At 64.3% G+C, this 12505-nt stretch carries 11 protein-coding genes; 7 read left to right on the top strand and 4 right to left on the bottom strand.

Annotated elements, in window-relative coordinates; genetic code table 11:
• Positions 1-93 precede the first annotated feature (93 nt).
• The 4 genes from C7G42_RS05080 to C7G42_RS05065 all read left to right on the top strand — a co-directional run bounded on the left by C7G42_RS05080 (position 94) and on the right by C7G42_RS05065 (position 5503).
• Positions 94-1242 (top strand): alpha/beta hydrolase, encoded by a 1149-nt coding sequence (locus C7G42_RS05080; RefSeq protein WP_106947932.1) that lies wholly within the window; start codon positions 94-96, stop codon positions 1240-1242.
• A 67-nt stretch (positions 1243-1309) separates the two neighbouring features.
• Positions 1310-2281, top strand: coding sequence for an iron exporter MbfA (gene mbfA / locus C7G42_RS05075; RefSeq protein ID WP_094976631.1), 972 nt, complete (start codon positions 1310-1312; stop codon positions 2279-2281).
• Positions 2282-2366: 85 nt separating this feature from the next.
• Positions 2367-3839, top strand: a complete 1473-nt coding sequence (locus tag C7G42_RS05070; RefSeq protein WP_106947931.1) for an amidase — start codon at positions 2367-2369, stop codon at positions 3837-3839.
• A gap of 293 nt (positions 3840-4132) precedes the next feature.
• Positions 4133-5503 (top strand): putative hexosyltransferase, encoded by a 1371-nt coding sequence (locus C7G42_RS05065; RefSeq protein WP_106947930.1) that lies wholly within the window; start codon positions 4133-4135, stop codon positions 5501-5503.
• Positions 5504-5535: 32 nt separating this feature from the next.
• Here C7G42_RS05065 and C7G42_RS05060 read toward each other — a convergent pair whose 3' ends face one another.
• Together C7G42_RS05060 and C7G42_RS05055 are read right to left on the bottom strand one after the other, a co-directional pair.
• A complete protein-coding gene (locus tag C7G42_RS05060; RefSeq protein ID WP_106947929.1) occupies positions 5536-6624 on the bottom strand; it encodes a Zn-dependent alcohol dehydrogenase in 1089 nt (362 codons plus the stop codon).
• Between the two features lie 45 nt (positions 6625-6669).
• On the bottom strand, positions 6670-8454 hold the full coding sequence (locus C7G42_RS05055; RefSeq protein WP_106948858.1) for an acyl-CoA dehydrogenase family protein: 1785 nt from the start codon (positions 8452-8454) through the stop codon (positions 6670-6672).
• 233 nt (positions 8455-8687) lie between these two features.
• Between C7G42_RS05055 and C7G42_RS05050 the strand changes: the two genes are divergently transcribed.
• Complete coding sequence (locus C7G42_RS05050; protein WP_106947928.1) at positions 8688-9389, top strand: SDR family oxidoreductase; 702 nt, start codon at positions 8688-8690, stop codon at positions 9387-9389.
• Between the two features lie 124 nt (positions 9390-9513).
• Positions 9514-10344: an enoyl-CoA hydratase gene (locus C7G42_RS05045; protein WP_106947927.1), complete on the top strand. Its 831-nt coding sequence runs from the start codon at positions 9514-9516 to the stop codon at positions 10342-10344.
• A gap of 182 nt (positions 10345-10526) precedes the next feature.
• Here C7G42_RS05045 and C7G42_RS05040 read toward each other — a convergent pair whose 3' ends face one another.
• A complete protein-coding gene (locus tag C7G42_RS05040) occupies positions 10527-11150 on the bottom strand; it encodes a GNAT family N-acetyltransferase (RefSeq protein ID WP_106947926.1) in 624 nt (207 codons plus the stop codon).
• Between the two features lie 67 nt (positions 11151-11217).
• The gene (locus C7G42_RS05035) at positions 11218-11421 is read right to left on the bottom strand and encodes a DUF1127 domain-containing protein (protein WP_106947925.1); all 204 of its coding nucleotides are present in this window, start codon (positions 11419-11421) and stop codon (positions 11218-11220) included.
• A 110-nt stretch (positions 11422-11531) separates the two neighbouring features.
• Here C7G42_RS05035 and C7G42_RS05030 point away from each other — a divergent pair, with 110 nt between their 5' ends.
• Complete coding sequence (locus C7G42_RS05030) at positions 11532-12431, top strand: transcriptional regulator GcvA (protein WP_106947924.1); 900 nt, start codon at positions 11532-11534, stop codon at positions 12429-12431.
• Positions 12432-12505: the final 74 nt, after the last annotated feature.

Below are 12505 nucleotides of genomic sequence, written 5' to 3'. Positions count from 1 at the left end.
CCGGGCTTGTCCCGGGCATCAACGTTCTTAAGATCGACCGCAACGACGAACGTGGATGGCGGGGACAGGCCCGGCCATGACGAGGAAACACCTATGGCCAATCTTCCCGACATCCCTCTGCCCGCCGGAATCCGTTCGCGCACCGTCGACGGCATCAACGGCTTGCGCATGCATGTGCTTGAGGCGGGCTTCGAGACCAAGGGCCGTCCCTGCATCCTGCTGTTGCACGGTTTTCCGGAGCTCGCCTTCTCCTGGCGCAAGGTGATGCCGACGCTGGCTGCGGCCGGCTATCACGTGATCGCGCCGGACCAGCGCGGCTATGGCCGCACCACGGGCTGGACAGCGGATTATGACGGCGACCTCACGCCATTCTCGTTGCTCAACCTCGTGCGCGACGCACTCGCCCTGGTGTCGGCGTTCGGCTACAGGCAGGTCGATCTGGCCGGGCATGATTTCGGCAGCCCGGTCGCGGCCTGGTGCGCATTGATCCGGCCCGATGTGTTTCGCTCGGTGACGCTGATGAGCGCACCGTTCGGCGGAGCGCCATCGCTGCCGTTCAATACGGTCGACGCGCCGGCAACGCCGCCCGCCGAAGACCCCGTGCATCATGAGCTCGCCGCGCTGCCGCGTCCGCGCATTCATTATCAATGGTACTATTCGACACGCGCGGCCAATACGGACATGCAGCACGCGCCGCAGGGCCTGCACAATTTCCTGCGCGCCTATTATCATCACAAGAGCGCCGACTGGACCGACAACAAGCCGTATCCGCTGAAATCGTGGGCAGCGGGCGAGCTGGCAAAGCTGCCGACTTACTATGTGATGGATGCCGGCGAGACCATGGCCGAGACGGTCGCAAAGGAGATGCCCTCGGCCGCGGCGATCGCCGCCAATCGATGGCTGCCGGACAGCGACCTCGCCTACTACGCCGCCGAATATGGCCGCACGGGATTCCAGGGCGGGCTGCAATGGTACCGCTACGGCACCACGGGCATGCTCAACAGCGAGATGCAATTGTTCGCGGGCCGCAGCATCGACGTGCCCTCATGCTTCATCTCGGGCAAGCAGGATTGGGGCACTTATCAGCGCCCCGGCACCTTCGAGGCGATGCAGGGGCGCGGCTGCACGAAGATGCTCGGCTGCCACCTCGTGGAGGGCGCCGGTCATTGGGTGCAGCAGGAACAGCCCGCCGAGGTGAGCCGGCTGCTGCTCGACTTCCTCGCCAGGGCCGGCACGGCCTGATTTGACCCGGAAACGGAGGCGCCCTATATAATTTAGAACAATTCTAAACTATCAAAACAGGCCCACTGTGAAGAATTTTGCCGACCTGACCGAGCGCGAGGTGCTTGCGGTCGCGATCTCCTCCGAGGAGGAGGACAGCCGTATCTACATGACCTTCGCGGAGGACCTGAAGGAACGCTATCCGGACTCTGCCAAGTTGTTCGAGCAGATGGCCGAGGAGGAGCGCGGCCATCGCCACATGCTGCTGGAACTCTATGAGCAGCGCTTCGGCCCGCATCTGCCGCCGATCCGGCGCGAGGACGTCAAAGGATTCCTGCGCCGCCGCCCGGTCTGGCTGACCAAGAACCTGTCGCTCGACGCCATCCGCAGGGAAGTCGAGACCATGGAGATGCAGGCCGAGCGCTTCTATGTGAAGGCCGCCCAACAGGCCCAGGACGTCGGCGTACGGCGCCTGCTGGGAGATCTCGCCGAAGCCGAGAAGGCTCACGAGGAGACCGCCGCCAAGCTGACCGGCGAGATCCTGAATTCCGACGTCCGCGCCGAGGAGGATCGCACCAATCGCCGCATGTTCGTGCTGCAATATGTGCAGCCGGGCCTCGCCGGTCTGATGGACGGCTCGGTCTCGACGCTGGCGCCGCTGTTTGCGGCGGCCTTTGCCACTCACCAGAACTGGCAGACCTTCCTCGTCGGTCTCGCCGCCTCGATCGGCGCCGGCATCAGCATGGGGTTTGCGGAAGCGCTCTCGGACGACGGCTCGCTGACAGGGCGCGGCTCGCCCTGGCTGCGTGGTCTCACCTGCGGGGCGATGACGACGCTCGGCGGGCTCGGCCACACCTTGCCCTATCTCGTGCCGGACCATTGGGCCAATGCGTTCTGGATCGCGACCGCGATCGCCGGCGTCGTCGTGTTCTTCGAATTGTGGGCGATCGCCTTCATCCGCGCGCGCTACATGGACACGCCGTTCCTCCAGGCCGTGTTCCAGATCGTGCTCGGCGGCGCGATCGTGCTGGCGGTGGGGATATTGATCGGGGCGGCGTAGGTCGCGGCAATCGCGATCAAACAGCCGTTGCAGCCTTCGGGCAAACTGCGCATCATCCTCCGACAACAAGAGCAGGAGAAGCGCCGTGGCGAGATCGGAATGGAGTTTCAAGAGCGCGGTCGAACTGTCGGCCGCGTTGACCGCAAAGAAGATCTCCGCGGTCGAGCTTACCCGGGATGCCATCGACCGCATCGAGCGTCACGACGGCAAGGTCAACGCGATCTGTGTGCGCGATTTCGACCGCGCGCTGAGTGCCGCGCGCGATGCGGACGCCGCCCTAGCGCGCGGCGAGCGCAAGCCCCTGCTCGGCCTGCCCGTCACGGTCAAAGAATCCTTCAACATGGCAGGCCTGCCCACGACCTGGGGCTGGGCTCCGCAAAAGGATTTCAAACCGACGGAGGATGCGCTGTCGATCTCCCGGGTGAAGAGCGCCGGCGGCGTCATTCTCGGCAAGACCAACGTTCCCATGGGCCTGGCGGACTGGCAGAGCTACAACGACATCTACGGCACGACCAACAATCCATACGATCTCGGCCGCACGCCCGGCGGCTCATCGGGCGGCTCGTCGGCAGCGCTTGCGGCCGGTTACGGACCGCTCTCGCTCGGATCCGACATCGGCGGCTCGCTGCGCGTGCCCGCATTCCATTGCGGGGTCTATGCGCACAAGCCGACCTACAATCTCTGCCCGACGCGCGGTCATACGCCGCCGCCATTTCCGGCGATCCCGATGGAACGCGATATGGCGGTGATCGGCCCGATGGCCCGGAGTGCGGCCGATCTGACGCTGCTGCTTGAGGTGATGGCCGGTCCCGATCCGATCGACCTCGGCGTCGGCTACAAGCTCGCGCTGCCGGATGCACGCCACGACAAGCTGAGGGATTTCCGCCTGCTCGTGATCGACAGCCATCCGTTGTTGCCCGCGAATGCCGACATTCGCAGCGCGATCGAGACGCTGGCCGGGCGATTGACGGGCGCCGGCGCGAGCGTCGCGCGCGAAAGCCCGCTGTTTCCGGACTTCCGCGATGCCACGCGCCTCTATATGCGCATGCTGATGGGCTTTCTCGGCGCGTTCTTTCCGCCGGATATTCTCGCCGGCGCACGTGCCGGCGCGGCGCAGCTCTCACCCGACGACAAGAGCCTTGCGGCCGAGCGGCTGCGCGGTATGACCTCCAGCCATCAGGCATGGGTGTTCGACGAGGGCGCGCGCGCCGGCCTGCGCGCGCAATGGCGGCACCTGTTCAAGACGTTCGATGCGGTGATCTGTCCGATCATGCCGACCCCCGCCTATCCGCATGACCATTCGCCGGAGCAGGAGAAGCGCCGGATCAATATCGACGGCAAGGACCATGTCTATCCGGACCAGCTTGCCTGGCCCGGCATCGCCACGCTGACGGGCTTGCCAGCCACGGCCGTTCCCCTCGGTCTGTCCAAGGACGGCTTGCCGGTCGGCGTGCAGATCATCGGCCCCTTCCTCGAAGACCGCACGCCGCTCAGGCTCGCTGAATTGATCGAGCGTGAATTCGGCGGGTTCACGCCGCCGAATATGTTCGACGACTAGGGCTCCCCCGGCGGGGCGAGGGGCCCTTGCCACGAAGCAATCCAGACTGCATCCGCGGGCACATTCCTGGATTGCTTGCTGCCCATAAATCAATCGCTAACCAAACCATCGTTTCCCGAGCGATGTGCCGGCCGCGCATCTGACGTTTATCCGGCTGGCAATTGTTCGCCCCTAGACATTGCAAGGTCACGGCGGCCCCTCCTCGGAAAGGACGTCGCGGGGGCGAGTTGCGAAATCCGAAGTGCTTCCGAGCCTGGTGAAGGCGACCGCTCAAACTCAGCAAGAGTGATTGCGTGATAAAGGACACAATCGAGATAGGCGCGCTGCGCGATCCCTGTCATCGCGCCAATCCGGACGAGACGCTGCTCGAGAGATGGCGCACTCCGATGGCCATCGCGATCGGATGCGGGCTTTTGGGCATCGCGCTCCGCTACCTCGCGCGGGAACACGCGACCGCCGACGCCGCCGAGTACATTACCTGGTATAGCTTTGCGCGAGATCACGGCATTGGCGGGCTGGCCGAAGCTTTCACCAACTACACCCCGTTTTACAGCTACCTGCTGCTGATCGCTGCCCGATTTGACTGGTTGGGCCAGCCGCTGTCCCTCGTGAAGATGATCTCGGTCGTCTTCGAGTTCGGCTGCGCGATCGTCGTGGCCCGGATGGTCTGGCGCGTTACAAGCGAGCCGTTGCGCGCATCGCTCGCCTTCTGCGCGGTGTGGCTTGCGCCGACGGTGCTCTTCAACGGGGCCATGTGGGGACAGGCCGATTCGATCTGGACCTTCTTCGCGCTGATTTCCGTGGCGATGTTCATACGGGACCGAAACGGCGTTGTGCCATTCGCAGTCGCCTGTTCGGTGAAGGCCCAGGGCGTCTTCCTGGGTCCGTTCGTGTTGGGCATGATCCTGCGTCGCAGGATCCATTTGGCATGGCTTGCCGCACTTCCGGGAGCCTATGCGATCCTCGCCATTCCGGTCCTCGTCGCCGGTAGATCCCTGGTCTCCGTGCTCGGGGTCTATCTCGACCAGGCTCATACCTTTCACCGCCTCACGATGAATGCAGCGAATGTCTGGGTGTTCGCCGGCGGAACGCCGTACGCGGTCGGCGTTGCCGCCGGCCTCGTGCTCGCAGCGGCGAGCGGACTTGCTCTTTCGATCTTCATCGCACAGTCCAAGCGGACGGGCCCGGAGTTCATTCTGCTCGTCGCGTGCGTATCGCTCGTCCTCATGCCCTACTTGCTTCCGAAGATGCACGAGCGCTATTTCTATGCGTTCGAACTCGCGTCCATCGCGCTGGCCTGCCTCAATCTGCGCTATCTGCCGTTCGCGGTGATTGCCCAGGTTGATGGCGTGCTGTCCTATCTCGCATTCGACGGCGGGATCGTCATGGGCCTGCTGCCGGCAGCGCTCTGCAACACCGTTCTCGTGTTCTACCTCGTGCTCGATCTCCGCCACGGCGAAACTGGATTTCGCTTTGCAAGGTTTGCCTGGCTCGGCTTCACTGCGTCGACTGCGGGATTGTTCTCCTATTTGCTGTTCGCGGGTCCCGGCCTGAACGTATCCCTCGCCTATATGCTCGTCACAGGTCTCGCCACGGCCATGACGCTGCTGCTCGTGAAGGAGACGCGCTACACCTCGGCAGACGCGCTCGCCGCGTCGCGTTGACTCGCGTTGCGGGCGACGAGGCGTCCGTTGCGCTAGCTATCGAAGACGATCACGCTGCGCAGCGTCTTGCCGGCTTTCATATTGGCAAAGCCTTCGTTGATCTCGGAAAGCTTCAACTTGGCCGAGATCCAGTCCTCCAGATGCAGCCGTCCGCGGAGGTAGAAATCGACCAGGCGTGGCATGTCGACGCGGAAATGGTTCGAGCCCATCGAGGAGCCCTGGATCCGGCGCTCGCGCAGGAAATCGAAACCGTGCAGCTCGATCTTCTGGCCGAACGGGATCATGCCGACGATGGTGGCGGTGCCACCGGAGGCGAGCATGCCGAACGCCTGCTCTGCGGTTTCCTTGCGGCCGAGCACCTCGAAGGAATGATGCACCCCGCCATTGGTGAGATCGCGCACCTGCTTCACGACGTCACCGTCGGCGGGATTGATGATGTCGGTCGCGCCCAGCTTGGTCGCGAGCTGCAGCTTGGCCGGATTGGTGTCGATGGCGATGATGCGGCCGGCACCTGCGATCTGCGCGCCGTTGATCGCGGCCATGCCGACGCCGCCGCACCCGATAACCGCCACGGTTTCACCCGCCGTCACTTTCGCAGTATTCACCACGGCGCCATAGCCGGTAATGACGCCGCAGCCGATCAGCGCGGCGAGATCGAGCGGCATTTCCTTCCTGATTTTGACGATCGCGTTTTCGTGCACCAGCATCTGTTCGGCAAAGGACGAGAGGTTGAGGAACTGGTGCAGCATCTCAGGCTTGGACCACTGCATCCGGTTTGAGACGCCTGGCAGCAGCTTCACGGTGGTGTCGGTGCAGAGCACGGTGCGGCCTGTGGTGCAGTTGTCGCAGGTGCCGCAGAACACCGACAGGCAGGTGACGACGTGGTCACCCGGCTTGACGTAGGTGACATCCGAGCCGACCTGCTCGACCACGCCGGCGGATTCATGTCCGAGCACCGCGGGCAGCGGATGCGGATAAAGACCTTCCATGAAATGCAGGTCGGAGTGACAAAGCCCGGCGACCGTTGTGCGGATCAGGACCTCGCGCGGACCGGGCTTCGGCAGGCTGACATCCTCGATGACGAGCGGCTGGTTGACTTCATAGAGGACGGCGGCCTTCATCGAGCTCTCCCTGCGGCGTTTCTTGGTTTGATCGTGGCGTGCAGCCTACGCTGCCAGAACCAGTTCGCCAACCTCGCTCATGCCGGCTGAGCGCTCGCCGAGCAGCAGCGCTGCGATCCTGGCTTGCGTGGCATTTTCCGTGAGCCGGAACGGATCGCTCGGCGCCACTCGATGGTCAATCACCAGCCGCGACAACAGCAGCCGGCGCGCATCGCCGCGCATTTCGTGGATGCGATGCGCCTCCCAAGCGAGCGCGACGGCGCTGGCAACATGGTAGAGGAGGCTGGTCGCACGACGCGCATCGGCTTCGTTCTCCGATTTTCCCGCAACCTCGCGCGCGAAGCCGACCGCGCGATCGACCAGGCCGCGCAGCGTGTCGCGCCAAGCCTGCGGCACTGACGCGCTGTCATCGAGCCTGGCATGCAGATCGGCCGCCAGCGCGGATTCCGCGCCATGGCGGCCGACCGCGCGCCTGAGCGCATCGATCGCGACGATGTTGCCCGTGCCTTCCCAGACCGAACCGAGATGGGCGTCGCGCAGCAGGCGCGGCGTGGCGAACTCCTCGATGTAGCCGATGCCGCCGCGCATCTCGAGCGCATCGCCGCAAACCTTTCGCGCATCTCGCGTGGCGCGGAATTTCAGCGTCGGGGTGAGAATGCGCAACAATGCCGCTGCATCCTGGCTGCCGGCCTCGGCGCGGTCGAGCGCTTCAGCGGTAAGGAAGCTCATCGACAGCGCCTGCTCGACCGGCAGCATGATCTTCAGCATCTGCCGCCGGCCGAGCGGCAGGTCGATGATGCGGCTGCCGAACACCACGCGGTTGGTCGCGACCGTCATCCCGTCGTGATAGGCGCGGCGCATCAGCGCGGTCGACTTGACGCCGTTGGAGAGCCGCGACGAGTTCACCATCTCGGCCATCTGCACGAAGCCGCGATCGAGCTTGCCGACGGCGTAGGCGATGGCGCCTTCCAGCTTGATCTCGCCCGAGGCCATCGAGCGCGTGCCGAGCTTGTCCTTCAAGCGCACGATCCGGTAGTGGTTCTGCGAGCCATCGTCGAGGAAGCGCGGCATCAGGAACAGGCCGACGCCGCGCGTCCCGGGGCCGGCGCCTTCGGGGCGCGCCAGCAGCATCACGACTTTCGCATCGGCATTCGAGCAGAACCATTTCTCGCCATGGAGGCGCCAATGGTCGCCCTCCTGCACGGCGCGCGTGGTCAGCGTGCCGACGTCGGAGCCGCCTTCCTTCTCGGTCATGAACTGGCCGCCCTGCGTCAGCTTGCTCATGTCGGTCGAGGTCAGGCCGTCGAGATATTTCGCCTTCAGTGCCTCGTCGCCAAAATTCGCCAGCAGCTTGGCGCAGCCGTCGGTGACGTTGATCGGGCAGCCCATCCCGAATTCGGTCTGGTTGAAAAGAAACGTGAAGGCGTGCTTGGCGATGACAGGGTATTTGTCCGGCCAGCCCATGATGCCCTTGCGAAGCGAGAGCGCGTGAATGCCGAATTCGCCGAACGCTGCGTTTTCCAGCTCACGGTAGGCCGGATGATATTCGATCCACTGCACGTCGCGGCCGAACTTGTCGCGCTGGTGCAGCACCGGCGTGTGCCGGTCGGCAAGGCGCGCGCACTCGTCGAGGCGGCCTCCGGCGAGCTCGCCGAGCCGGTCGAGATGCGGTTCGATGTGACGAAACAGCGCGTCCGGCAGGTGGATGCGCAACAGGTCGGCCAGCGCGGGATCGGCGCGGTAGAAGTTCATGCCTGACGTATCGGGCGCCAGCAGGCCGGATGATGCGGCCGCGACATTGCTTGACTGTGCTGTGGCCGGCTGTCGCATGATCGTCCTCTTCGTTCCTGCCCCTTGCGAACATTTTGCGCTGATTTGGCGCTTGCCGCGTTGAATGATGTCGATCATGCTCCAGCCACGAGAAGCGATAAAGCCGCAAATTGTCAGGGAGGCATGAGCGCCGTGAAGGAGCAATTCGCTCTGCGGAATTGTGACCGAAGCGGCTGGTCGTCAACCCGGACTGTGCATAGATCAGCGGCTTCCTGTCTCCGAGAGATCACGCCATGGAACATCCGAAATACAAGATCGCCCTCATCGTCGGCGCCGGTGAAGGCCTGAGCGCCTCGCTGGCACGGCTGCTCTCCAAGCAGGGCATCCGCGTCGCGCTGGCCGCGCGAAAGATCGAGAAGCTCGGCGCGCTCTGTAGCGAGACCGGCGCCAAGGCCTATGCCTGCAACGCGACCGAGCCCGACGAGGTCGAGCGGTTGTTTGGCCTCGTCGAGCGCGAGATCGGCACGCCGGACCTCGTCGTCTACAACGCCAGCGGCCGCACCCGCGGGCCGTTCGTCGACCTCGTCCCGGCCGACGTCGCGCAAGCCATCGCGGTCAGTGCCTATGGCGGCTTCCTGGTGGCGCAACAGGCGGCCAAGCGCATGCTGCCGAACAAGCACGGCGCGATCCTGTTCACCGGCGCCTCCGCCAGCGTCAAGGGCTACGCGCAGTCCGCCTCGTTCGCGATGGGCAAGTTCGCGCTGCGCGGCCTCGCGCAGAGCCTGGCGCGCGAATTGTCGCCGCAAGGCGTCCATGTCGCGCATTTCGTCATCGACGGCGGCATCCGAAGTGCGGCGAGGACGGAAGCCGAAGACAAGCCGGATTCGATGCTCGATCCCGATGCGATCGCGGAGAGCTATTGGAACGTATTGCAGCAGCCGCGCAGCGCCTGGAGCTGGGAGCTCGAGCTGCGGCCCTGGGTGGAGAAGTTTTGAGGCGATTCCTTTGAACTGCCGTAGGGTGGGCAAAGGCGCGTAGCGCCGCGCCCACCATCAATAGCGAAACAGACCAATGGTGGGCACGCTTCGCTTTGCCCACCCTACAAGAATAGGGAGCGACATGACCACGGAAACCACCATCGACACCGGCACCAGCGAGCTCCTCTGCGTCATCCGCGACCGCGTCGCGGTCATCACGCTGAACCGGCCGGAGGCGCGCAATTCGCTGTCGGATGCGCTGACCCCGGCGCTGCGCACGATGATCCGGAGCTGCGGCGAGGATCGCAACGTCGGCGCGCTCTTGATCACCGGCGCAGGCGAAGCGTTCTGCGCCGGCGGCAACGTCAAGGGCATGGGCGCGCATCGCGACAAGGCAAAGCTCGAGATGCCGCTTGAAGATCGCATCGCCGATCTGCAGGAACGGCAGCGGCTGCTCACCGGCGCGCTGGTGTCTGTGCGCAAGCCGACCATCGCCGCCCTGCCCGGTCCCGCGGTCGGCGCCGGGCTTGCCATCGCCATGGCCTGCGACATCCGCATCGCCGCGCAATCGGCCTTCGTCGCCACCGGCTATGCCCGCGTCGCGCTGAGCGGTGATTACGGCATTGCCTGGCTGCTCACCCGTCTGGTTGGGACTGCGCGGGCGCGGGAGCTGATGTTCACCGGCGACCGCGTCAATGCCGCGCGCGCCGAGGCCATCGGCCTCGTCAACCGCGTCGTGCCTGACAATCAACTGCAGGCCGAAGCCTTTGCGTTGGCGAAGTCGCTTGCCGAGGGCCCGCGTTTGGCGCTGCGCTACATGAAAGACAATCTCGATGAGGCCGTGCTGTTCGACTTCGAGACCGCGCGCGACCACGAGGCCGAGCGGCTGATCCGCCTGACTACGACCGCCGATCACAAGGAGGCGGTGCAGGCCTTCATCGAGAAGCGTAAAGCTCTGTTCACGGGGAAGTAGCTCCGAAGAGAACTGTCATTCCGGGGCGATGCGCAGCATCGAGCCCGGGATCCATCGGGCCGCAAACGCGCGGTGAAATAGATTCCCGGTTCGCGCTACGGGCGCCTCGGAATGACGATGGAGAAAGACTAAAGCAAAAAACACCCGGCCCTGGTTCACCCAGAGCCGGGTTTGCAGTTGAGTCAAACCGAGGCTGAGGGGCTTTCGGCCTGACGGGAAAGGGCGACGAGGCGCCAGCTGGCGCAGGGAATATCCTTTGCTGCGACGCTGATCTCCTTGTCGAAGCGCACCAGCTTCCAATCATCGGGGTGATTGACAAAGGCGAAGCCGGATTTGCGTGCGAGCGAGATCATGGTCTCGTTGGATCGCAGCGTCTCGCCGAAGATATGCACGGCGCCGAGCGCGGCGGCGCGGCATTCGAGATTCTTCATCAGCGCTGTTGCGATGCCGTGGCGCTGCCAGCGATCATGGACCGACAGGCCGAATTCGAGCGTCGCGGTTTCAGCATGCAGCGCGTAGCGCGCTTCGGCGACGATGGTTTCGAAGCCGTCGACCATCATGGTCGCGACCACGGTGAAACGTTCGCGCTCACCGATCTGGAGGAAGTCGTGCAGCAGCCCGTTCGGCAGCTCACTGATGGCACCGAAGAAGCGGTTGTAGCGGGAGCGGGTCGAGAGCGAGCGGACATAGTGCTGAAGCTCGTCGGTATCGCGCGGCTCGACGAAGCGGACCTCCAGCGCCGTGCCATCGCGGGTGCGCAGCGTGTCCGAATATTGCTTGAGCTCTTCGAGGCGGAGAGTGCTCATGATACGAGCCCTTCACAATGGGACCGCCGGCGCCCCTGTCATCAGGCGGCGCCGGCCTAGCGGCCAATCAGGCCCGCCAGAAGGGCTTCTCGGCCTCATAGGCGATGTCGGACCAGGACAGCCCGACGTCGTGGAGATCGCGGGCGGTCCAGTGGGCCAGCTCGCGCCTGGTGCGGTAGCGCTCGTGCCAGACATGAAGGGTCTCGCCGATCTGCTGGATCAAGCCGGGTGCATGATGATTTGTCATCGAATTATGGGTCAAAGTAGACATTATGAGCTCCTTGAGCTAACCTGATCGCTAATATCTGCTGCCTTGTGCACTGCCACAAACGACAATTTGTACCTCTTCGCATGAATTAAAGTCATGTATCCTGCTGCCAGATGACTGCCAGATTGCCCTCCCTCAACGGATTGCGGGCGTTTGAGGCGGCCGCGCGCCATCTCAGCTTCACGCTGGCCGCGAGCGAACTGAACGTGACGCAGACCGCGATCAGCCATCAGATCCGCAGGCTCGAGGAAGAGCTCGGCATCCGCCTGTTCATCCGGCAGAACCGCGCGCTGGCCCTGACGCCGGAAGCGCGCGACTATTTGCCGGGCGTCCGCGCCGCCTTCAACGATCTCCGGCTGGCCACCGATCGTCTGCTGCGCAAGGACGACGACAAGGTGCTGACGGTCTCGACGCTGGCTTCACTCGCGGCAAAATGGCTACTGCCGCGACTGACCGATTTTCAGGAGCAGCATCCCGGCATCGACGTGCGCATCACCACGTCCACCAGCCTGGTCGATTTCCAGCGCGACAATGTCGATGCCGCCATCCGCTATGGCCGCGGCCAATGGCCCGGCCTGCGCGCCGACTGGCTGATGGCGGATGAGCTGTTTCCAGTGTGCAGCCCGTCGCTGCTGCGCGGCGACAAGCCGCTGCGCCAACCGGAGGACTTGCAAGGCTATCCGCTGCTGCACACCTCGAACGCCAACAGCGACGATTGGCGGCTATGGCTGACCGCAGCGGGCCTGCCGGCCGATATCGCGCGGCAGCCCGGCATCACCTTCGACATGATCTTCATGACTATCCAGGCCGCGATCGACGGCATCGGCGTGGCGATGGGACGGACCTCCTACGTCAAGGACGACATCGCCAAGGGCCGCCTCGTGGTTCCCTTCAAGATCGCGCTGCCAGCCGACGCCGGCTTCTACCTGGTCGCGCCCGAGGGGCGCCGCGAAACGCCGAAGCTGACCGCATTCCGCCAATGGATGCTCGCTGCAACGCAAAATAAAGCCTGAAAAATCATCAACTTCCGCGGCAAATTCGATTGACTTGCAGCGTCCTGCGCGAGAAAGGATGGGACATATTGTCA

The organism is Bradyrhizobium sp. MOS003 (genome assembly GCF_003020125.1).
GTDB lineage: Bacteria > Pseudomonadota > Alphaproteobacteria > Rhizobiales > Xanthobacteraceae > Bradyrhizobium.
This window is presented reverse-complemented; position numbering and strand designations above follow the sequence as displayed.